The sequence below is a fragment of the Mycobacterium arosiense ATCC BAA-1401 = DSM 45069 genome (assembly GCF_002086125.1).
GTDB lineage: Bacteria > Actinomycetota > Actinomycetes > Mycobacteriales > Mycobacteriaceae > Mycobacterium > Mycobacterium arosiense.
This window is the reverse complement of record NZ_MVHG01000041.1, coordinates 17989-40862: the sequence shown is the minus strand read 5'-3', so window position 1 is coordinate 40862 and position 22874 is coordinate 17989. Positions and strand designations below refer to the sequence as shown.

Here is a 22874-nt window from a genome sequence, read left to right as displayed (position 1 = left end):
CATCGAAGTGGCGCCCGGCATCACCATCCCGGTCGGTCCGCCCACGACGATCACTGCGGCGCCACCAGCACCCGGCGGCGGCCCGCCGGGTGGTCCCGAGCCGGGCGGTCCGCCGGGGGGCCCGTTTGGAGGCCCGTTTGGTGGCGGCCCGCCGGGTGGTGGCGTCCCGGGTAATGGCGTGCCGCCGGGTGGTGGCGTCCCGCCGGGTGGACCCCAAGCACCGCCGCCGCCACCGTGACCGACGCCGTGGAGCAAGGCGCCACCACTTCGCCGCAGCGGCTGGCCGCGGATTTGCGGAGCGCCGACAACCGAGACTGCCCGAGCCGCAACGATTTTCTGGGCGCCGCACTCGCCGACGTCATCGGTGGCCCGGTGGGCCGGCACGCGCTGATAGGCCGCTCCCGGCTGATGACCCCGCTGCGGGTGATGTTCTTGATCGCGCTGGTCTTCCTGGCGTTGGGTTGGTCGACGAAGGCCGCGTGCCTGCAAAGCACCGGTACCGGAACCGCCGATCAGCGCGTGGCCAACTGGGACAACCAACGCGCTTACTACGAGCTGTGCTACTCCGACACCGTGCCGCTCTATGGCGCAGAGATGTTGAGCCAGGGCAAGTTTCCCTACAAGTCGAGCTGGGTCGAGACCGACTCCACCGGCGCCCAGCAGATCCGCTACGACGGCCGGCCCGCGGTGCGTTACATGGAGTATCCGGTGCTGACCGGGATCTATCAATACGTGTCGATGGCGCTGGCCAAGACCTACACCGCGCTGAGTAAGCTCGCCCCGCTTCCGGTAGTCGCCGAGGTGGTGATGTTCTTCGACGTCGCCGCGTTCGGGCTGGCGCTGGCCTGGCTGGCCACCGTCTGGGCGAGCGCTGGCCTGGCCGGGCGACGGATCTGGGATGCAGCCTTGGTGGCGGGTTCGCCCATCTTGATCTTCCAGATCTTCACCAATTTCGACGCGCTGGCAACGGCATTCGCGATGGCCGGCCTATTGGCGTGGGCGAGACGAAAACCGGTGCTGGCGGGCGTGCTGCTCGGATTGGGCGCCGCGGCAAAGCTCTACCCGTTGCTGTTCTTGGGCCCGATGCTGCTGCTGGGAGTCCGGACCGGACGGCTGCGCGCGTGGGTCCGCACCGCCGTGTCGGCCGTCATCACCTGGCTGTTGGTGAACCTGCCCGTGCTGGTGTTCTTCCCGCGGGGGTGGTCGGAGTTCTTCCGGCTCAACACGCGACGCGGCGCCGACATGGACTCGGTGTACACCGTCATCAGATCGTTCACCGGGTGGCGGGGTTTCGATCCCAAGCTCGGATTCTGGCAGCCACCGACGGTGCTCAACACCGTTGTCGCCGTGCTGTTCGTGGCGTGTTGCGCGGCAATCGCATTCATCGCGTTGACCGCCCCGCAGCGGCCGCGGGTGGCGCAGCTGGCGTTTTTGGTGGTCGCGGCGTTCCTGCTGACCAACAAGGTGTGGAGCCCGCAGTTCTCGCTGTGGCTGGTGCCGCTGGCGGTGCTCGCCGTGCCGCACCGCCGGCTGCTGCTGGCGTGGATGACCGTCGATGCGCTGGTGTGGGTGCCGCGGATGTATTACCTGTACGGCAACCCTAACCGCTCCCTGCCCGAACAGGTCTTCACCACCACCGTGCTGCTGCGGGATATCGCCGTTATCATATTGTGCGCCTTGGTGATTCGCCAGATCTACCGGCCCGGTGAAGACTTGGTGCGATGGGGCGGACGGGCGGACGATCCCGCGGGTGGACCCTTCGACCGCGCACCCGACGCCCCGCCCGGTTGGTTGCCTGACTGGCTGCGGCCGCCGGGGTCGCGCCGCTCGGGCGTCCCGGCAGCCGAGGACGCCGACGAGCGGACCGCAGTGGCAAGCGGGGCGCCATGATCCAGATCGCCATCCCGATCTTCGCGCGGTTCACCGCGCTCGACGCGGTGGGGCCCTACGAAGTGCTGCAACGCATCCCGTCCATCGACGTCGTGTTCGTCGGGCACGACCGTGGTGAGGTGCGGACCGAGAACGGCATGCTCGGTGTCAATTGCGATGCCACCTTCGAAGACGTGGACGCGCCCGATGTGGTGGTGTTCCCCGGCGGCATAGGCACCCGACAGCTGATCCACGACGAGACCATCCGGGCGTGGCTGCGCGCGGTCCACCTCAACACCCGGTTCACCACCTCGGTGTGCACCGGTGCCCTGCTGCTGGCTGCGGCCGGGCTGCTGGACGGGCTCACGGCCACCACGCATTGGCGGGCCGCCGAGCTTCTCAATGGTTTGGGCGCCCGCTACGTGCCGCAACGAGTCGTCGAACACCTGCCGCAGCGGGTCATCACCGCCGCGGGCGTGTCCAGCGGCATCGACATGGCGCTACGTCTGGTGGAACTGCTCGTCGATCGCGAGGCCGCCCAGGCCGCGCAGCTGCTCATCGAATACGACCCACAGCCGCCGTTCGACTCGGGCGCGCTCGCCAAAGCAGACGGCGCGACCGTGGCCAGGGCCGACGAATACTTGGCCGCTCGGCACTAGCGGGGTTGCCCGACCGTCCGGATTTTTCTGGTCAGCCCGCTATCCGGTAGCCTGATGCGGTTGCCGACGCAGGCGACCCTCCTGCCGCGGATCGTCCGTGGCCGCTTGAGACCAGAGGAGGTGGTGAGGTTTCCATGCGTCCATACGAAATCATGGTCATTCTTGACCCCACGCTCGACGAGCGCACAGTTGCCCCGTCCTTGGAGACGTTCCTCAACGTCGTCCGCAAGGATGGTGGATCGGTCGACAAGGTGGACATCTGGGGCCGGCGCCGGCTGGCCTACGAGATCGCCAAGCACGCCGAGGGCATCTACGCCGTCATCGACCTCAAAGCCGAGCCGGCGACCGTGTCCGAGCTCGACCGCCAGCTGAGCCTCAACGAGTCGGTACTGCGCACCAAGGTGATGCGCATCGACAAGCACTAACAGCCTTGGCTGCGTCGCGTGATTCTCGTCGGCGCACCTGCTTAGGCTGTGGAGAGCTCAGCGAAACTACGCTCATGACACCCACCACCCGAACGGCGAGGCGCAGGGCGGAACGAGGAGGAAACTGTGGCTGGTGACACCACTATCACCGTTGTCGGAAACCTGACCGCCGACCCCGAGCTGCGGTTCACTCCGTCGGGTGCCGCCGTCGCGAACTTCACCGTGGCGTCGACCCCCCGGATCTATGACCGCCAGAGCGGGGAATGGAAAGACGGTGAGGCGCTGTTCTTGCGGTGCAATATCTGGCGCGAAGCCGCGGAGAATGTCGCGGAAAGCCTGACGCGCGGTGCCCGGGTGATCGTCACGGGCCGGCTCAAGCAGCGCTCTTTCGAGACTCGTGAGGGTGAGAAGCGCACCGTCGTCGAGGTCGAGGTCGACGAGATCGGCCCCTCCCTGCGGTACGCCACGGCCAAGGTCAACAAAGCCAGCCGCAGCGGCGGTGGCGGCGGAGGCGGCGGCTTTGGTGGCGGCGGCGGACCGCGCCAGCAGTCGGCTTCGGCAAGCAGCACACCCGCTGACGACCCCTGGGGCAGCGCGCCCGCATCGGGTTCGTTCGGCGGCGGAGACGACGAACCGCCCTTCTGATTCGAGAAAACTTCAATAACAGAGAACGGAAAGAAAGACAGACATGGCCAAGTCCAACAAGCGGCGGCCGGCTCCGGAAAAGCCGGTCAAGGCACGCAAATGTGTGTTCTGCGCCAAGAAGGATCAAGCGATCGATTACAAGGACACCGCGCTGCTGCGTACCTACATCAGCGAGCGCGGCAAGATCCGTGCGCGTCGCGTCACCGGCAACTGCGTGCAGCACCAGCGTGACATCGCCATCGCGGTGAAGAATGCCCGCGAGGTGGCGCTGCTGCCCTTCACCTCCTCGGCGCGATAGTCGCCCCGAGGGCCTACCGAAAGTACGAAACGATGAAGCTGATTCTGACGGCTGACGTCGACCATCTCGGTGCCACCGGCGATACGGTCGAGGTCAAGGACGGTTACGGCCGCAACTTCCTGCTTCCGCGCGGCTTGGCGATCGTGGCCTCCCGCGGCGCGCAGAAGCAGGCCGACGATATCCGCCGGGCCCGCGAAACCAAGGCGGTGCGCGACCTCGGGCACGCCAACGAACTCAAGGCGGCGATCGAGGCGCTCGGCCCGGTCGAGCTGCCGGTGAAGACCGCCGCCGACTCGGGCAAGCTGTTCGGCTCGGTGACCGCCAACGATGTCGTCGCGGCGATCAAGAAGGCCGGCGGCCCCAACCTGGACAAGCGGACCGTCCGGCTGCCCAAGTCGCACATCAAGGCCGTCGGGACCCACCCGGTGGCGGTGCACCTGCACCCCGAGGTCGACGTCGAAGTCGCGCTCGCGGTTGTCGCGCAGAGCTAAGCGCCCGACATTTGCTCATTCCCGGCGGTGGCCGTGATCGGCCACCGCCGGGCTTCGTCTGTGCTGCCTGCGCCCGGCCGCACCTCGCTAGCAGCGTCGCGGACGTGCTCCCTGGCGAACTATTTCTGCGGTGTATTCGGGCTGCGCACTTTACCGGGCTGTAACGTCGGGAAAATATGGCGGCAAGCCAACACGCCCGGGGCGGTAACCTGGGACGACACGCCGTAGAGATTCTTGTCCACACTAAATTGATGGCGTTGTATGGCCGGTATCTGCACCGATGTCCCAGCCCTTTGCATTAATCCACAGGTTCTCCACACCCCGCTCAACACCGGTGTCGACGGATATCCACACACGATGCACAGCTTCATAAACAGCGCCCCCTTTGCGGACTAGCCAGCAACGTTTAACGTCGTCCCGGCGCCGGCGTGCGGGTGCCATGGGGCGCAGGTTGTCAGGGCCTTGACTTACGCTCAACACCGGTTATCGAATGTATGTTCGGATGCGTGGATCAAGGGAGGAGGGAATCCGTGGCGGTCGTCGACGACTTGACGTCGGGCATGGATTCTTCGCCGCCCAGCGAGGACTTCGGGCGACAGCCACCGCAGGATCTGGCGGCCGAGCAAGCGGTGTTGGGCGGCATGTTGCTGAGCAAGGACGCCATCGCCGATGTGCTCGAGCGTTTGCGGCCCGGGGACTTTTACCGTCCCGCCCATCAGAACGTGTACGACGCGATCTTGGACCTCTACGGGCGTGGTGAGCCGGCCGACGCGGTGACGGTCGCCGCGGAACTGGACCGCCGCAACCTGCTGCGCCGGATCGGCGGGGCGCCGTATCTGCACACGTTGATCTCGACGGTTCCGACGGCGGCCAATGCGAGTTACTACGCGACCATCGTGGCCGAGAAGGCGATTCTACGGCGCCTGGTGGAGGCGGGCACCCGGGTGGTGCAGTACGGCTATGCGGGCGCTGAGGGGGCCGACGTCGCCGAGGTGGTCGACCGCGCGCAGGCGGAGATCTATGACGTCGCCGAGCGCCGGACGTCGGAGGATTTCGTTCCCCTCGAGGATCTGCTGCAGCCGACGATGGACGAGATCGACGCCATCGCCTCCAACGGTGGCGTCGCGCGCGGCGTGCCGACCGGTTTCACCGAGCTCGACGAGGTGACCAACGGCCTGCACGCCGGGCAGATGATCATCGTGGCGGCCAGGCCTGGCGTGGGCAAATCGACTCTGGGACTGGATTTTTTGCGATCGTGCTCGATCAAGCACCGTATGGCCAGCGTCATCTTCTCGCTGGAGATGAGCAAGTCCGAGATCGTCATGCGGCTGCTGTCGGCGGAAGCGAAGATCAAATTGGCCGACATGCGGTCGGGCCGCATGAGCGACGAAGACTGGACGCGGCTGGCGCGGCGGATGAGCGAAATCAGCGAGGCCCCGCTGTATATCGACGACTCGCCGAACCTGACGATGATGGAGATCCGGGCCAAGGCGCGCCGGCTGCGACAGAAATCCGACCTGCGTCTGGTCGTCGTCGATTATCTGCAGCTGATGTCGTCGGGAAAGAAGGTCGAGTCGCGGCAGCTCGAGGTATCCGAATTCTCGCGCCAGCTCAAGCTTTTGGCCAAGGAACTCGAGGTGCCCGTTGTCGCGATCAGCCAGCTCAACCGCGGTCCTGAGCAGCGGACCGACAAGAAGCCGATGCTGTCGGACCTTCGCGAGTCGGGATCGCTGGAGCAGGATGCCGACATGGTGATCCTGCTGAACCGGCCCGACGCGTTCGACCGTGACGACCCGCGCGGGGGAGAGGCGGATTTCATTCTCGCCAAACACCGCAACGGGCCCACCAAGACGGTGACCGTCGCGCACCAGCTTCATCTGTCGCGGTTCACCAACATGGCGCGCTGATCTAGGCGACAGCAGCCGCCGCCCGCCGCTGTCAGGCCGCCGCCGTCGTACTGATCAAGGTTTCGGTGCTAGAGCCCGTTATATCGAGCGGATGGGCCACCGACAGGGCGGCCCGCTTGCAGCAGCACTCGGAGCCGTTCAAGACCGCGCAATGGCCTGAGTGCCGGAGGAATTCACTCCTCCCCGCAGGCCGGCGAGCGATGGCGGCGAATCTGCAACGGATCAGCCAACATGTTGACTCTGTAAAACGGCAACCGAAAACCGATCAGCTGTCGGCAAGGTGGTTTCTAGGCGCGGTCGCAACGCTTCTCTAGGTTCTGGAGGTTGTGTTGTCATCGTCTCGCCGCGTGAAAAAGGGTCCGGGGCGTCGTCCGCAATCGGCCAAGCGTCAGCGGTTTATGGAGTTGCGGGCTCGGGGCTGGTCCGTCTCGGCGGCGGGCCGTGAAGTTGGAGTCTCGCGGACGTCAGCAAACAATTGGGCCCGCGGAGATAAGACTTATCGGCGTGGCGAAGCCGTCGGGTTCGTGGCCGCCCTCGATCGTTTGGCTGTGCGCCAAATCAGTAGTCGCTATTTGTCCGAGGAAGAGCGGATCGACAGGGCTGATCTGCGTCGCTAGGCCTAAGTATCCGCAAGATCGCCGACAAGCTTGGTCGGCACCGTCGACGGTGTCGCGGGAGCTGCGCCGCAACAGTCGCCGAGATGGCCAGTACCGGCCGTTTGAAGCGCACCGCTGGGCGGTTCAACGCAGAGCCCGTCGTCACCGGCGTCGGATCGACAAAACCCCGACCTCTGTGAATTGATCGCCGAGCTGCTGGCCCAGCGATGGAGCCCGCAACAGATCGCCCGGCACCTACGCCGGAAATACCCCGATGACCAGTCGATGCGGTTGTGCCACGAAAGTATCTATCAGGCCGTCTATCAGCCCCAATCACACTTGATCCGACCGCCGAAATTCACCACTCCGCACCGCGGCCCGCCGCGCACAGGACGGACTCACCGCCGCGCCCACCAACGTCCCGGTCGACGCCGTCCGCGCTTCGCCCAACCGATGTTGTCGATTCACCAGCGGCCATTCGATCCCGCCGATCGCTCCCAGCCTGGCCATTGGGAAGGAGACCTCATCGTTGGTAAGAACCAGGGCTCGGCGATCGGCACCCTCGTCGAGCGACAGACGCGCCTGATTCGGCTGATGCACCTGCCGACCCGCGACGCCGACTCCCTGCGCATCGCGATCACCGACACCATGAGCGACTTGCCGGTGACGCTGGTCCGCTCCATCACGTGGGATCAGGGCACCGAAATGGCCAGGCACATCGACATCACCGCCGACCTCGGTGCGCCGGTCTACTTTTGCGACTCGCGCTCACCTTGGCCACGCGGCAGCAACGAAAATGGTAATGCCTGCTGCGGCAATACTTCCCGAAAGGCACCACCCTGAACGCCTACACCGCCGAGCATCTGCGTGCAGTCGAGTACGAGACCAATAACCGACCCAAGAGCATCCTCGGAGACCGGAGTCCCGCTGAGCTTTTCACCGTCCTGCTAGCCTCACCAGACCATCAACTGTTGCGACGATGACTGGAACTCACCTCGCCGCCAGGGGGTCAAAATTCAGATGCCGTCGACAACCACGTCGTTGAACACGGTGAGGCAGCCGCGATAGCCGGAACCATCACTCGTCTAACTGGCGGGAGCGGCGACGGTCGAAAGTGCAAGCTGGCGATGACGCCATTAGCCTCCTAATCCACAACCGGTGCCCGTAACAGCGAATCATCACTGCCCGAACGACATTAAACAACCCACGGTGCACGGCCGAACTGGCCTTCGTCGGCGGAGTGCTCGGTGATGCGGTAAAGTCCCTAGCGCACCACTGATGGAACTCAAGTTCCGTTGTCGGTGCGGTCGGACAATTTGAGCATGTTCGGACCACGGGCCGATGACTCATGAGCGTTTCGCGGTAGCCGTCAGTGAGGAGATAGTGGGTGTTTCGACTGCTCAAGAAGGCGTGGATACCGCTGCTTCTGGTCATCGTTATCGCACTCGGCGGCTATGTCGTCCTCCGCGTACGTGCCAGTTTCGGTGCCGATACCGCTGTCGGGGGAGGGGATGTTTATGCCGATACAAAGCCATTCAATCCCAAGCACATCACCTACGAGATCACGGCACCAGCGGGCGGTGCCGTCAACGCGAATTATCTCGATGAAAACGGACAACCCCATCTCGTCGAGAACGCCGCACTGCCATGGTCGTACACCATCGTGACGACCCTGCCGTCGATGTCGGCCAACATCGTTGTCCAGGGCAGCGGCATGCGCCACCTTCGATGCCGGGTCATCGTCGACGGCCAAATCCGAGACGACCGCAGCTCCGATGAATTCCTGCCCTTCGTTTACTGCTTGGTGAAATCGGTATGAGCAGCGAAACCGCGCAACTGCCTCGCTCCCGCATCGCTCGCCTGATCCGCGTCCTGGCGGTGCCGGTGATCCTGTTTTGGCTCCTTATCGCGCTCGGCACCACGCTGTTGACGCCGTCGCTGGGCGAGGTGGCGGGCAAGCACTCGGTGCCCATGACGCCGGTGCAGGCGCCCGCTTTCAAAGACATGATGACCATCGGCCACAAGTTCAAGGAGTTCGATACGGACTCCACGGCGATGGTCGTGTTGGAAGGCAACGACAAGCTCGCCGACAGCGCGCACGTGTTCTACAACAAGATCGTCGCGAAGCTCAAGGCCGACAAGCATGTGCAGAACGTCCAGGATTTCTGGAGTGATCCGCTGACCGCTGCCGGCTCCCAAAGCCCGGACGGCAAGGCCGCCTATGTCCAGGTCTTCCTTGACGGAGCTCAGGGCACCACCCCCAGCCACAACTCGGTAGCTGCGGTCCGAAAGATCGTCGACAGCGTGCGGCCACCCCCGGGCGTCAAGGCCTACGTGGCGGGCAACACCGTGCTCAATACGGACACGCTCATCGCCGCGCACAACAGCATGGACCTGATGACGACCGTCACGATCGGTGTCATCTTTGTGATGCTGCTCGGCATCTACCGCTCGCTCAAGAATGCGCTCCTCGCTTTGGTACTGGTCCGATTCGAGCTCTATGCCGCCGAAGGCGTCGTGGCCACCGCCGGCAATTTGAACATCATCGGCCTTACCCCGTACGCCGTCAGCATGGTCACAATGCTGACCATCGCCACGGGGACCGACTATTTCATTTTCCTGTTGGGCCGCTACCACGAAGCGCGGTCCCGGGGCGAAGATCGAGAACAGGCGTACTACACCGCCTACCACGGCGTGTTGCACGTCATCCTGGGTTCGGGGCTGACGATCGTGGGCGCCTGCCTGTGCCTGACCGCGACCCGGCTCCCGTATTTCCAGACCATGGGAGTCCCGTGCGCGATCGCCTTGGTGGTCACGATGCTGGCGGGCCTGACACTTGCGCCCGCGCTGCTCGCGGTCGCGTCACGGTTCGGATTCTTCGATCCGAAACGTCAGGTTTCCGAACGGGGTTGGCGCAAAGTCGGCACCCTTGTGACCAGGTGGCCGAAGCCGATTATCGTCGTGACCTTTTTTGTTGCAGTGATCGGCTTCGTGAGCTTGATGACCTATGTCCCGAGTTACAACGACAGGAAGTACACGCCGCCGACCATCGCGGCGAACGTCGCGCAGGCGGCGGCCGAGAGGCATTTCAGCCCTGCGCGGATGAATCCGGAATTGCTGATGGTCGATGCCGGCCATGACGTGCGCAACCCCGCCGACATGCTGATCATCGACAGGATCGCCAAGGCCGTCTTTCATGAACGCGGAATCGGGCGGGTACAAACCATCACCCGACCGCTGGGCGCGCCGATCGAGCATAGTTCGATCCCGTTTCAGATCGCGATGCAGAATTCGGCCACGTTACAGACGGCGAAGTTCAACAACGACAACACGGCGCAGATGTTGCAACAGGCCGACGAACTGAGCCACACCATCGCAATCATGGAGCACATGTACGGGGTTATGAAAGACTTGACCGCGACCACACACAGCATGGTTGGCAGAACGCACGAGATGGTCGACACTACCAATGAGTTGCGCGACCACATCTCCGATTTCGACGACTTTTTCAGGCCCATTCGCAGCTATTTCTATTGGGAAAAACACTGTTTCGACATTCCCGTCTGCTGGTCCATGCGATCTCTCTTCGACGCGCTGGACGGCATCGACGAGCTCTCGGATCAAATCTCCGGGCTCTCCGGCGATTTCGACCGCATGGATCAGCTGATGCCCAAGCTGCTGGCCGATTTCCCGGCGACCATCGACTCAATGAAGACCATGCGGAATTTCCTGCTGTCCACCCACAGCACTATGGCCGGCATCCAGGCGCACATGCAGGAGGGCGCCGAAGGATCGACCCTGATGGGGCAGTACTTCGATGAAGCCAAGAATGACGACTCGTTCTATTTGCCGCCGGAGGTGTTCAAAAACCCCGATTTCAAACGCGGCTTGAAGATGTTCGTCTCGCCCGACGGCACGGCCGTCCGGTTCATCATCACCCACCAAGGAGACCCCGCCTCGGTGGAAGGCATCCAGCACGTCCAGGGAATCAAGCAGGCGGTTACCGACGCCATCAAGGGCACCCCGATGGAATCCGCGAAGGTTTACCTGGCGGGCACCGCGTCGATGTACAGCGACATGCAGGACGGGGTGGTCGTCGACCTGACGATCGCCGGCATCGCCACCCTAATCTTGATTTTTTCGATCATGCTGCTCATCACCCGTAGTCTGGTGGCCGCCCTGGTGATCGTCGGCACAGTGCTGGCATCGCTGGGCACCGCATGCGGTCTGTCCGTCCTGCTCTGGCAGGACATATCTGGGCTGGGCCTCCAATGGATTGTGCTTCCGCTGACGGTCATCATCCTCCTGGCCGTGGGGTCCGACTACAACCTGCTGCTGGTCTCCCGGCTGAAGGAAGAAATCCCGGCCGGCCTGAAAACCGGCATCATCCGCGGCATGGGCGCCTCGGGCCGGGTGGTCACCGCGGCCGGCCTGATATTCGCGGCCACCATGGCATCGATGATCGTCAGCGACCTGCGCGTGATTGGACAGTTCGGCACCGCGATCGGAATGGGCCTACTCGTTGACACATTTATAGTCCGTGCCTTCATGACACCGGCGATCGCCGCCGCGCTGGGCCGCTGGTTCTGGTGGCCGCTCAACGTCTTCCGGACCAAAAAGATTGACGAAGCCGAGAAGGACGTGCACACTGCCCCCATCCCCCAATTGAGTTCAAGGTGAAACGTGTTAACAACCCTGCGCAGCTGACGAGAGACAACGTTGTCAGCTGACAGGTCAGAAGCCCTGGCGGAACCGAAATCCAAACTGCGCCAACGCACTGTCGGGCGACTGGACCGCTCGCGCGATCCAGCGATCCTTGACGCCGCACTGGCTGCTCTGGCAGAGCACGGATATGACGCTTCGAACATGAACGACATCGCCGCGCGCGCCGGTGTGGGAAAGGCGGCAATCTATCGACGATGGTCATCAAAAGCCGCCCTGATCACCGACGCTCTCGTGTATTGGCGACCCGATTTGGTCAGTAACGACGCACCTGATACCGGCAGCCTGGCAGGCGACCTCGATGCCATCGTCGAACAAGCCGAGCATAACGACAACACCTCGATCAGCAACGACCTCATCTTGCGAGTCGCGTTGGAGGCCACCCACGACCCCGACCTCGCAACTGCCCTCGATGACCTGATTCTGTTCAAAGGCAGACGGGTCCTTTCGGCGGTTCTGAACCAGGCCTCGGCCCGAGGCGAAATATCCTCTGCACGCGACTGGTCTCTAGTGACTGACGTCCTGACCGCGATGGGGCTGCTACGCGTCGTCAGCGGACAGACCGTTGACGCGGAATTTGTGCGCCAGGTCATCGACACCCTCATTTTGCCCGCGGTGAAACCTCACTAACTGGCCAGCCTGGCGTGTTCTCACTGAGTTCACCGGATTTGTCCGTCAATCCGAATATCGCTGGCTAATAGCCGCACTCGGTCAACACGGGCGATGGTCACAACGGCGGTCGGGGGCAGCAACCAGCTGATTCATCTGACGAAAACGGCGCAACATTTCCATTTGGATGATTGAGATTATCTACCGTGTCGGTGTGAACGACTGTCGAGCAAGATAGTTCAGGTCAGCAGGTGGGGACGCCACTGTCGGCGGCGCCTGAAAACTGACCCCGGCGCGGCATGGTGGTTTCTAGGGGCGGTCGCAACACTTCTCTAGGTTTTGGAGGTTGTGTTGCCATCGTCGCGTCGCATGAAGAATGGCCCGGGCCGCCGGCCGCAATCCGCCAAGCGCCAGCGATTCATGGAGTTGCGCGCCCGGGGCTGGTCAATCTCGGCGGCTGCTCGAGAATTGGGTGTGTCCCGTACCGCAGCAAACAATTGGGCTCGCGGCTATAAGACTTATCGGCGTGGCGAGGTCGTGGGATTCGTACCTGCACTCGATCGTTTGGCTGTGCGTCAGATCAGCGATCGATATCTATCCGAAGAGGAGCGGATCGGCATCGCCGATCTGCGCCGCGCAGGCATGAGTATTCGGCGGATTGCCGCCACGCTCGACAGGGCACCGTCGACGGTATCGAGGGAGTTGCGCCGCAACAGCCGCCGCGACGGTCAGTACCGGCCGTTCGAAGCGCACCGGTGGGCGGTCCAGCGCCGAGCCCGTCGCCACCAGCGGCGGGTCGACAAGAACCCGGCCCTGTGCGATCTGATCGCCGAGCTGCTCGCTCAGCGGTGGAGCCCACAACAGATCGCCCGACACCTACGACGTGAATACCCAGAGGACCAATTGATGTGGTTGTGCCACGAAAGCATCTATCAGGCTGTGTACCAACCACATTCGCGCTTGATCCGACCGCCACAGGTCAGGTCGCCACACCGCGGCCCGTTGCGCACCGGCAGGACCCATCGCCGCGCTCACCAGCGGCCGGGCCGGCGTCGTCCGAGGTTCGCGTATCCGATGCTGTCGATCCATCAGCGGCCATTCGCTCCCACCGACCGCAGCCAACCGGGGCATTGGAAAGGTGACCTCATCGTCGGCAAGAACCAGCGCTCGGCGATCGGAACCCTCGTTGAGCGCCAGACCCGCCTGATTCGGCTGATGCACCTCCCCGCCCGTGACGCCGACTCGCTGCGCATCGCGATCGCCACGACCATGGGCGGCCTGCCATCCAACTTGATCCGATCGATCACCTGGGATCAGGGCATCGAGATGGCCCGGCACACCGACATCACCGCAGACCTCGGTGTACCCGTCTACTTTTGCGATTCGCGCTCGCCCTGGCAACGCGGCAGCAACGAGAACGCCAACGGGCTGCTACGGCAATACTTCCCTAAGGGCACCAGCCTAAGCAGCTACACACCCGACCATCTGCGCGCTGTCGAATACGAGATCAACAACCGCCCCCGCCACACCCTCGAAGACCGCAGTCCCGCCGAACTATTCACCGCGCTGCTAACCTCACCAGACCATCAACTGTTGCGACGTTGACTAGAAGCCGCCTTGCCGCCAGGGGGTCAAAATTCAGATGCCGTCGACAGCCACCTCATCTCAGCAAGATTTATGTGGCGCGGCGGTGCGGACTGGCGTGACGATGCAGATTTGCACAACCGTACGGTTGCAAGATCCGCCACCAAGATGAGAAAAGCGCATTCGCCATCTTGACGAGAATCCCGCGAAATTCAGGTGTAGACGACGTGGTCCGCCAGAAGGAATGAGAACCTAATGGGATCCGATTGGCGTGCCGTGGCGGCCTTATGGCTGGTTTGCGGGGAAGCTGATCACCGAGCCGCCGGCTGGTGAGCACTGGTGAGAACCTCTGGCGTGAGTCGACTTCTAGCTTAGAAGGTGCCCCGGCCGGTCGGTGAGGTCGCCTGTAGCGCTCACTAGGGCACCATCCTTGCTGCAGCCCGAACAGCTTAGGGTTGTGACCTCTCGGTCTCGGCGGGTGCATGGCCCTGAGCGCGAGCCACTTGATGGCCACCATCAGTTCCGCCAGCCCTGCCGGGCCGAGGGCCGTGGACCGGCGTCAGGGACATGCCCGTGGGAGGGCCTATTAGTGAGCTTCCGGCAGCGGCTCTCGATTCCGCAGAGGTGAGGATCGACCTCGAAGGAGACAGCCGTTGTTCGTCGGCTGGGACTGGGGCGGCACTGTCCACGACGTGACCGTGATCGACTCCGCCGGTGAGCCGGTGCACCGCATGGCGATCCCGCATACCGAGGACGGCATCGCGCGGGCAGTGGCGAAGCTGGCCGACTATGGTGATCCCGGCGGGCTGCCGGTGGCGATCGAGAGCACTCGCGGGCTGGTCGTGGACCGGCTGCTGGCCGCCGGATACCCGGTGATCCCGGTGCACCCGAATGCATTTTACGCCGTGCGTCCACGATGGGGAGCAGCCAGAGCCAAGGACGACCCTGGCGACGCGTTCAAGCTGGCCGATTACGCCCGCACCGACATCCACCGCTTGCCCGTGTTGGCGCCGACCCTGCCCGAAACCCTCGAGCTGCAGGCGCTGACCGGTCAACGTGACGATCAGCTCGGGTTGCGCATCGCTGCGGTCAACCAGTTGACGGCACTGCTGGACCAGTACTGGCCCGGCGGGAAAACCATTTTCGCCCAACTGCATTCGCCGATCGCGCTGGACTTCCTCGACCGCTATCCGACACCGCAGGCCGCCACTGGGCTCACGCCTGCTCGGATTGAGGCGCTCTGCCGCCGCCGCGGATACAGCGGCCGTCGTAGCGGCGCCGAATTGCTGAACCGTCTGGGCAATGCCCCGATATCGGCCAGTCGGCTCAGCGAGCCGGTGGTGGGGCAGATGATCCGTGCCCAGGTCGCAGTCGTGCGTGCCCTGCAGGCCGGCATCGACACGCTCGACACCATGATCGCCGAGAAGGCGACAGGACACCCCTACGCGGGGCTGCTGGCCGCTCTGCCGCGCATCGGCACCCTCAACCTGGCCCAGATCATCGGTGCGGTCGGGCCGATCCTCGAACGCGCCACCAGTTTTGACCAACTCGCCGCCGAAACCGGCCTCGCCCCGGTGACCCGCGCCTCCAAGACACACACGGTGCCGTTTCGGCACGCCACCAACCGCCGCGCGCGCCAGGCACTGCACACCTGGCTGGACAACAGCCGCCGATCCAGTGACTGGGCCCAGCAACGCTATGCTGCCGCACGCGCCCGAGGACAACGCCACCCACACGCTCTGCGCACCATAGGCCGAGCTTGGCTGCGCATCATCTGGGCCTGCTGGCGCACCAAAACCGCATACGACCCCGCTCGACACGAACCGGCCAAGCAGCCAACCGCTGCGTAGGGGTTGACTCAGGGAACTGATGGGATGTCGTGCCGATACAAGCACTGGTCCATTAGGTCGCCGCCGGGCGTCCTTCGGCTCTGAATGGTTGCAGTACAACAGGGTTAGGAGGCCGATGAATGATCTTTGTCGGTGACGATTAGGCCGAAAATCACCACGATATCTACCAAATGGCTACTGAGGGAGCGAAGTTGGCGTCGCGGCGGCTACCCGAAGGACTGGCCGGTATTGCTGGGTTGCACGAGGTCATCGCCGGCTACACCAACGAATCCCGCGACGTAGTGATCGGTATCGAAACCGACCGCGGTCTATGGGTGCAGGCCCTGGGCGTGGCCGGGTATGAAGTCTTTGCGATCAACCCGCTGGCAGTAGCCCGCTATCGCGACCGCCATCAAGTGTCCGGTGCGAAATCTGATGCCGGCGACGCCAAAGTGCTGGCGGACCTGGTCCGCACCGACCGGCACAACCACCGCGCACTGGCGGGTGGCCAGTGCTTGCGGTAGACGTCGAGGGTGGATGTGCTCATCCTGGTGTCCTTGCCCTAATCAGAGGGGAGTGCCATCTCGCTTGCGGCGGGCGGCCGCAAGCTTTTCGGGAATTTGGAAGCGCTCCATCTCGTCTTGTTCGAACGGGAACGGAGGATTGTCGCCGCCGAAGATGACTTGCTCGATCACGTAAAAAATCAGAGCCATGGCGACGACCATGTATGCGACGGCGGCTAGCCAATCCCACCCGGTAGCCAGTTCGTGGTGGTGAATGTAATGCACATAGACCGCACCTAATGGCAACCAGCCGAAAACCGCGGTGGCGACGCCGGGGCTGTAGAAGGACCGGATCTGGTAGTTCACCACGATGGCATGGCCGATCACCTGCAGAACTGCCCCGACGATGATGGTGGCCAGCCCCAGCCAGATGGTGCGCGGGAAAAAGACCGGAAGTAAGTAGAACACGTAAGCAAAAGTGACGTTCGCCGCCGCGGAGGAGAGCTGGTTGAGCGGCTTGAAGTACCGGGAGTTGCCGAACATCGGAACCATTACCACGTTCGCCACCGCTGGAAATCCGCCTGGCCAGCTGTACTCCTCGAACTGGTGGAGCAGCACGATGACGAAGTTGATTATGAGCAGCCGTTGTAGGACGCCGAAATTCTCCCAGCCGACCACTAGCCACGCTGCCGCCACGACAGCCGAACCCAGCCCGATGTCGTGCCAATGCCGCCGAAAGAGTTTTGCCGGACTCATTGTCTACTCCTCTATTACTTGGGTGCCATCAGACGGGTAATTCCAGCTGCCACAGGTACATATCGGGCGTCAGCAGGCAGAGACGGCTTGCCATAGTTCGCATCAGGCGAACCGTTCCGAGGATCAGCAACCCGGCGAGGGGCACTTCCGCGCATACCGCAGTAACAACCGATACCGAGACGTCGTGGGGTCCCGCGGTGGTGACGTCGAACCAGGCGTCGCAAATCAGCATGACCGCGGTGGCGAACGCGGTGAGAACGATGCGGCGGCGCGCGCCGAGGTAGGCTGTCGCTGCCACCAGTGCTATCAGCAGCGAGTCAAAGCCGACCCATGTGAAAGGCCAGTTGGTGACTAGATGGCGGACCGGCAGGGTGGCCCAGAGGTAAACCATCCAGGGGATCAAGGCAAGCGATCCGGCGACCATCACCCGCACCCGTGCCCGTCGCGTTGCCGGGTCTATCCGTTCCGACACCGGCCGTTCGAGGCGGCGGATCAAGTCCCGTCGCTCCTGCGGGGGCATCGCCTGGATCTGCTCGTCCGTCGGCGGCCACATTGCGTCACCGCCTCGTGTCGATCGGTTGGGCACTATCGGCGGCGGCGCGCTTCATCGGCTTACCGGGGTGGGGTAACGCAGCGTGTCGCCTTCGGTGGCGATTGCCAGGGCCGGCGTTCGTGCCGGCCGACTGCGGACACGCTGGGGCCACCAGAACCAGCGGCTCATCAATGCGGCGATGGACGGCGTCATGAACGAGCGGACGATGAGAGTGTCGAACAGCAAGCCCATCCCGATTGTGCTGCCGACTTGGGCGAGGATGAGCAGCGCACTGAGCCCGAAGGAAATCATGGTGAAGGCGAAGACCAGGCCGGCCGAGGTGACGACCGCGCCGGTGCCGGCCATGGCCCTGATGATGCCGGTCTTGATTCCCGCGTGGATTTCTTCTTTGAACCGGGATACCAACAGCAGGTTGTAGTCCGATCCGACCGCCAGCAGGATGATGACCGACATGGCCAGGATCATCCAATGCAATTGGATTCCTAAAATATACTGCCACAACAACACTGACAGTCCGAAGGACGTACCTAGCGACAACAGAACGGTGCCGACGATGACGGTTGCGGCAATGACGGCGCGGGTCAAGACGAGCATGACAATGAAGATCAGGATCAGTGCTCCGGCTCCGGCGATCAGCAGGTCGTAGGTGGCTCCTTCTTTCATGTCTTTGGCGGTGGCCGCGGTGCCGGCGATGTAGATGCGTGAGTCTTCCAGCGGTGTGCCTTTGATGGCTTCGAATGCGGCGTTGCGGATTGCGTTGATGTGGGCGATACCTTCGAGCGTGGCGGGTTCGCCCTGGTGGGAGATGATGAAGCGCACCGCTTTCCCGTCCGGGGAGATGAACATCTTCATACCCCGTTTGAAGTCGGCATTGTCGAACACTTCTGGGGGCATGTAGAACGAGTCATCGTTTTTGGCGGTATCGAATGCTTGACCCATGGGGTTGCCCTTGCTTTGCATGGCAGCGCCTTGGTCTTGGGTTCCGGCCATGGTGCTGTGCATCGACAGCATCATGGTGTGCATCGACTTCATCATCGCGACCATCGGTGTCATGATTTTGAGAATCTCGGGCATGATCGCGTCCATCTTCTGCATCTGCGGCATCAGCTGCGAGATTTGGTCGGTGAGGTCATCTATGCCGTCTAGGGCGTCGAAGATCGACCGCATCGCCGAGCAAGCCGGGATGTCGAAACAGTGTTTCTCCCAGTAGAAGTAGCTGCGGATGGGCCGGAAGTAATCATCGAAGTCAGAGATTTTGTCGCGTAGGTCGTTCATCTCGGTGACCATGGATTTCATTTGTGCCACGAGGTTGTGCACGATGCCCGTCATCTCCTTCATGATTTCGATCATGCTTTCCATGGTGGTCACCATCGTGCCCATCTGGTTGGCCATGACCAGCATCTGGTCCATCTGGCCCTTCATGTAGTCGCGCTGCAATTGCTGACCCACGCCTTGCATTCCCATTTGATAGGGGATGGAGGTGTGGTCCATCGGGGTGCCCAACGGCCGGGTGATCGTTTGTACCCGTGCGATCCCTGGTGTGTGAAAGATGTTGCGGGCAATGCGTTCAATGATGAGCATGTTGGCGGAGTTACGCAGATCCTGATCCGCTTGGAGCATCAGGATTTCCGGATTCATGCGGGCCTGGGAGAAGTGCCGGTCGGCGGCGGCGAATCCCTGCTGTGCTGGAATATTGGTTGGCATGAATTTGCGGTCGTTGTAGCTGGTCTTATACCCGGGCAACGTGGCCAACCCGACGAGCGCCAGGGCGCAGGCCGCTGCGAGAATCGGGCCCGGCCAGCGAACCACTGCGGTCCCCACCCGCCGCCAACCGCGGGTCCGCGCAACGCGTTTGGGCTCGAAGAGCCCAAACCGACTGCCCACAATTAGAATCGCCGGCGCCATGCTCAGCGATGCCAGCACCGCCACCAGTATGCCGAGTGCCAGTGGTACACCCAGCGTTTGGAAGTAGGGTAGCCGGGTGAAGTGCAGACAGTAGGTCGCGCCGGCGATGGTGAGACCCGAACCAAGGATGACGTGCGCAGTACCGCGATACATCGTGTAAAAGGCGGCGTGTCGGTCCTCACCGGCAGTACGCGCCTCGTGATAGCGGCCCAGGACGAAAATGGCGTAGTCGGTACCCGCGGCGATGCCCAACATGGTCAGCAGGTTCACCGAGAACGTCGACAATTCAATCAGGTTGTAGTACCCGAGGGCAGCGACCACGCCCCGGCTGGCCGCCACTTCCAGGACCACCATCACCAGGACCAGCAACACGGTGACGACAGAGCGGTACACGATGAACAGACTGATTAAGATGACCAGCAGCGTGATTATCGTGACCAGTTTCAGGCTGCTGTCCCCGACGTGTTGCTGATCGGCGGTCAGCGCGGTCGCCCCGGTCACATAGACGTGGATTCCTGTCGGTGCGGGGGTGCTGGCGATGATCTTGCGGACTGCGTCGATGGACTGGTTGGCCAGAGCTTCACCTTGATTGCCGGCAAGATTCAGTTGCACATAAGTGGCTTTACCGTCGCTGCTTTGCGCTCCGGCGGCCGTCAGCGGGTCTCCCCAGAAATCCTGCACGTGGGTGATGTGCGCGGGATCGGCTTCGAGCTTCTTGATCAAGTCCGCGTAATACCGGTGGGCCTTATCCCCCAACGGCTGATCGCCTTCCAACACGACCATCGCCGAGGCATTCGAGTCCGACTCCTTGAAGACTCGGCCGATGTGCTTCATCGCTTTCGTGGATGGGGCGGTGTCGGGACTCAACGATACGGAGTGCTTTTGACCCACCACTTCCAAAGAGGGCACCGCGACGTTGAGTAACACGGTGAGCGCCACCCATCCGAGCAGTATCGGCACCGCGAACGTGTGAATGAACCGAGGAATGAACGGCGGCACTCCCGCGCGATGGATGGTCATGCCGACTTCACCTGGCAGAACGTGAATGCGTCCACGCCGTCAGCCGACTTCTCGTCTTTGACCATGCCGTCCACCGTGATCCGACAGCCAATCGTGTCAGCGTTGCCCTGGGCGAGCAGGATCGGCGTGCTCGCCGGCGCCGTTGTTGTCAGCGTGAGGATCCATGGAAGCGGAACTTGCTTGATACTTTGAGGATTCGACGACAGATCGAGATAGTTGATAGTCGCGACGGCTCCCGCCGGCCCGAATACCTCGTACGTGATCCGCTTGGGATTGAACGGCTTGGCGTCCTTGGCGAGCCCCGAGCCTTCGCGACGAATTTCAGTGTCGGACCCGAAAACTCCGTGCAGCCGGAAGATTACGAACACCCCGAGCGCGATCGCGGCCAACACCAGCAACGGCAACCAGGCGTGCAGCACTCTCCTGATCATGAAATCCCTTGTCTTTGTTGTCGTAAGGCCATAATCGTTGCGTCCGCGTCGGGGTGATGCGCCGCCGCCGAGATCGTTCGGCCCTGCTAGCCGTTTGTGCCGGGAGTGCTTGGCTCTGGCGATATCTTGCCGGGGGCGTAGCGACCCATTTGATGCTCAGTGAAGGCGTGGGGACTGTTCTTGTCGCGACCGCGAAGGTTGGGCGTCGCGACACCGAAGATCAGGAAAAGCAACAGCACCACAGCGCTTTTGACCCAGTTACCGCGGCCGATCGGTCCTTGGGCGCGCAATGCGGAAAGGTAGGTGATGCCGATTGGAAGATGCAGAAACGCTGCGGTCAGGGCGCCTGGACTGTACTTAGTATGGATCGCCCGGGGTATCACGATGGCATGGCCGAATGCTTGGAATATGCCGAGCAGCACGGGCGGTAGCCCGAGCCATTTGACCTTCGGGAAGATCATCGCAGGCACGTAGAGGGCACGGAAGAAAATGTTGGCGCACATTGCCGAATGTGCGTTGAAAGGATAGTTGTATGGCTGGTCGCTCTTGAATAGGGCGACGTTGACCATGCCCGGGAACCAGCCAGGATCGACGTATTCCTCGTATTGATGGGCGCACATCGTCATAGCGTTCATCACCGACAAGGCGCGAAGATTTGTTTGCGTTTTGCGCCCGACCAGCAGGCTCACTCCGCCGAGCACCATCGCCTGCACCGCGGCCACCCGAGGCCATTCCCGACGATAAATGTCTAAGTATCTCGTGCTCACGTTGAGTCTCCATTTCACTGCGCTAGCCAAACATGTTGAGGGGTAATTCGATTGACGAACGGTATTTTGCCGGCACTCTACTAGAGTAGACATTCATTAACGTATCACGCCGGGCCACTGCGCACTAGGTTTTGGGGGAGGCCCGCGGGGGTCAGAACGTTCCCGAGTGACCTGCTTGTGTGGCTGGGTCCGGCCGGCGGAACAGGATAGCCACTGACTGGAGGCCGAAGCCCTTTGCCCTGGGCAGAAATTCGATGCTCATGGCCGGATCGGCGGCGTGAGCCAGGGCCTGCAGCGCCGAAGGACTGTAGGCACGCAGCGCGCTGATGTAGCCGTCGTGGAGCAGGGGTCGCAGCGAGGACGACGGCAGGGTCAACAGCTGCAACAGCGGCCGCAGCGCCCAAAACAGCACGAACCCCACTGGTGTGCGTCGCTCGAGGTCGATGACCAGGAAGGACTTGCCTACGCGGGTGGCCTCGACGATAGCGCGGGAGGCGACCGCCGGGGGCAGGTGATGAAACGCCTGCGCGAACACCACCAGGTCATAGCTGTCGTCCTCGGCATCGATTGCGGTGGCGTCGACCACTTGAGTACGCGCCCGTGGATTGGTCCCCAGTTCCTCGGCGCCGATGTTGGCCACCGATGTCGGGTCCAGATCGGTGACCGTAACGGTCGCCTTCGGGTGTAATTCGAGTATCTTCGCCGACAGCTTGCCATGGCCTGCGCCTAATTCCAGGATCCGCGGACTCGGGACGTCCTGCACAACGTCCAGCGAGGTGCGGGCGTCCTTTTCATGCATTTTGAACAATCCACCCAGCCGATCAAGCATCGCGATGACTTTCTGCTTGACCTCGTCGGGGGCATCCTCGCGGTCGAGGTACTCAAGTTCATCGGTCTGAAATCGGCGATCCAGCCATGACGCATCGGGGCCGCCCCGAGGCATCGAGGCGATCGTGCGATCGGGCGCTTCCGCATTCATCGCAGCTCTCCTTCGAAGTATCGCTGAGTGTTCGCAGCACCTCGGGTTGGCTGCGCAGTACAACTCCTGTTTGGTCGTCAGACCAGGTTTCGTTGCACCGCCGGCGTTTTCGGCCGTTTGACGGCGCGTTTCGCCGTCGTTGTCGGGGCGAGGGACGCCGAACGAAACCGCGCCGCTGACACTCGTATAGAGTTAACATCTGATAACGTATCACAGCGGGAGCCGCGGCGCCATATCCCAAACGCTGGGTCTTTGTCGACGTCGCGACCTTTATGCTGAGGCAGTCATGAACACGCGTGAAGCAACAGACGCAGCCAGTGATGCAA

Annotated in this window: 19 protein-coding genes and 2 pseudogenes; 15 read left to right on the top strand and 6 right to left on the bottom strand. The window is 62.7% G+C overall.

Annotation, left to right across the window (positions count from 1 at the left end; translation table 11 throughout):
- From BST14_RS16410 to BST14_RS16335, 15 genes and pseudogenes are all read left to right on the top strand, one after another.
- Window positions 1-238 (top strand): hypothetical protein (locus BST14_RS16410; protein ID WP_211280734.1); only part of this gene is annotated, 238 nt, incomplete at its 5' end.
- Entirely contained in the window at window positions 235-1890 is a 1656-nt protein-coding gene (locus tag BST14_RS16405; protein ID WP_083065402.1) for a glycosyltransferase family 87 protein, read from the top strand. The genes BST14_RS16410 and BST14_RS16405, both read left to right, overlap by 4 nt.
- Entirely contained in the window at window positions 1887-2528 is a 642-nt protein-coding gene (locus BST14_RS16400) for a DJ-1/PfpI family protein (protein ID WP_083065401.1), read from the top strand. Before BST14_RS16405 ends, BST14_RS16400 begins: the two co-directional genes overlap by 4 nt.
- A gap of 134 nt (window positions 2529-2662) precedes the next feature.
- Window positions 2663-2953 (top strand): 30S ribosomal protein S6, encoded by a 291-nt coding sequence (rpsF, locus tag BST14_RS16395; RefSeq protein ID WP_083065400.1) that lies wholly within the window; start codon window positions 2663-2665, stop codon window positions 2951-2953.
- Between the two features lie 126 nt (window positions 2954-3079).
- A complete protein-coding gene (locus BST14_RS16390; protein ID WP_083065399.1) occupies window positions 3080-3598 on the top strand; it encodes a single-stranded DNA-binding protein in 519 nt (172 codons plus the stop codon).
- Window positions 3599-3641: 43 nt separating this feature from the next.
- On the top strand, window positions 3642-3896 hold the full coding sequence (gene rpsR, locus BST14_RS16385) for a 30S ribosomal protein S18 (protein ID WP_003874730.1): 255 nt from the start codon (window positions 3642-3644) through the stop codon (window positions 3894-3896).
- A 32-nt stretch (window positions 3897-3928) separates the two neighbouring features.
- Window positions 3929-4387 (top strand): 50S ribosomal protein L9, encoded by a 459-nt coding sequence (gene rplI / locus BST14_RS16380; RefSeq protein WP_083065398.1) that lies wholly within the window; start codon window positions 3929-3931, stop codon window positions 4385-4387.
- A gap of 530 nt (window positions 4388-4917) precedes the next feature.
- A complete protein-coding gene (gene dnaB, locus BST14_RS16370; protein WP_083065397.1) occupies window positions 4918-6294 on the top strand; it encodes a replicative DNA helicase in 1377 nt (458 codons plus the stop codon).
- Between the two features lie 326 nt (window positions 6295-6620).
- A pseudogene (locus BST14_RS16365) lies at window positions 6621-7873 on the top strand (IS30 family transposase).
- Between the two features lie 404 nt (window positions 7874-8277).
- Entirely contained in the window at window positions 8278-8709 is a 432-nt protein-coding gene (locus BST14_RS16360) for an MmpS family transport accessory protein (RefSeq protein ID WP_142279433.1), read from the top strand.
- Window positions 8706-11570: an MMPL/RND family transporter gene (locus BST14_RS16355; RefSeq protein ID WP_083065396.1), complete on the top strand. Its 2865-nt coding sequence runs from the start codon at window positions 8706-8708 to the stop codon at window positions 11568-11570. Before BST14_RS16360 ends, BST14_RS16355 begins: the two co-directional genes overlap by 4 nt.
- 63 nt (window positions 11571-11633) lie before the next feature.
- Complete coding sequence (locus tag BST14_RS16350; protein WP_211280735.1) at window positions 11634-12242, top strand: TetR/AcrR family transcriptional regulator; 609 nt, start codon at window positions 11634-11636, stop codon at window positions 12240-12242.
- A gap of 348 nt (window positions 12243-12590) precedes the next feature.
- Complete coding sequence (locus BST14_RS16345) at window positions 12591-13826, top strand: IS30 family transposase (protein WP_083065394.1); 1236 nt, start codon at window positions 12591-12593, stop codon at window positions 13824-13826.
- A gap of 632 nt (window positions 13827-14458) precedes the next feature.
- A complete protein-coding gene (locus BST14_RS16340) occupies window positions 14459-15655 on the top strand; it encodes an IS110 family RNA-guided transposase (protein ID WP_083065393.1) in 1197 nt (398 codons plus the stop codon).
- 119 nt (window positions 15656-15774) lie between these two features.
- A pseudogene (locus tag BST14_RS16335) lies at window positions 15775-16140 on the top strand (IS110 family transposase); the annotation flags it as partial.
- A gap of 60 nt (window positions 16141-16200) precedes the next feature.
- Here the strand turns inward: BST14_RS16335 and BST14_RS16330 are convergent.
- The 6 genes from BST14_RS16330 to BST14_RS16305 form a co-directional block, all read right to left on the bottom strand.
- Window positions 16201-16893 carry an HXXEE domain-containing protein gene (locus BST14_RS16330; protein ID WP_083065392.1) on the bottom strand — a complete coding sequence of 231 codons (693 nt, stop codon included), beginning with the start codon at window positions 16891-16893 and terminating at the stop codon, window positions 16201-16203.
- Between the two features lie 28 nt (window positions 16894-16921).
- Window positions 16922-17446: a hypothetical protein gene (locus BST14_RS16325; protein ID WP_083065391.1), complete on the bottom strand. Its 525-nt coding sequence runs from the start codon at window positions 17444-17446 to the stop codon at window positions 16922-16924.
- Between the two features lie 51 nt (window positions 17447-17497).
- Window positions 17498-20371, bottom strand: coding sequence for an MMPL/RND family transporter (locus BST14_RS16320; RefSeq protein ID WP_083065390.1), 2874 nt, complete (start codon window positions 20369-20371; stop codon window positions 17498-17500).
- Window positions 20368-20790 carry an MmpS family transport accessory protein gene (locus BST14_RS16315; RefSeq protein ID WP_281252808.1) on the bottom strand — a complete coding sequence of 141 codons (423 nt, stop codon included), beginning with the start codon at window positions 20788-20790 and terminating at the stop codon, window positions 20368-20370. Before BST14_RS16315 ends, BST14_RS16320 begins: the two co-directional genes overlap by 4 nt.
- 98 nt (window positions 20791-20888) lie before the next feature.
- Window positions 20889-21524 (bottom strand): HXXEE domain-containing protein, encoded by a 636-nt coding sequence (locus BST14_RS16310; protein ID WP_158085879.1) that lies wholly within the window; start codon window positions 21522-21524, stop codon window positions 20889-20891.
- 196 nt (window positions 21525-21720) lie between these two features.
- A complete protein-coding gene (locus tag BST14_RS16305; RefSeq protein WP_083065388.1) occupies window positions 21721-22548 on the bottom strand; it encodes a class I SAM-dependent methyltransferase in 828 nt (275 codons plus the stop codon).
- Window positions 22549-22874: the final 326 nt, after the last annotated feature.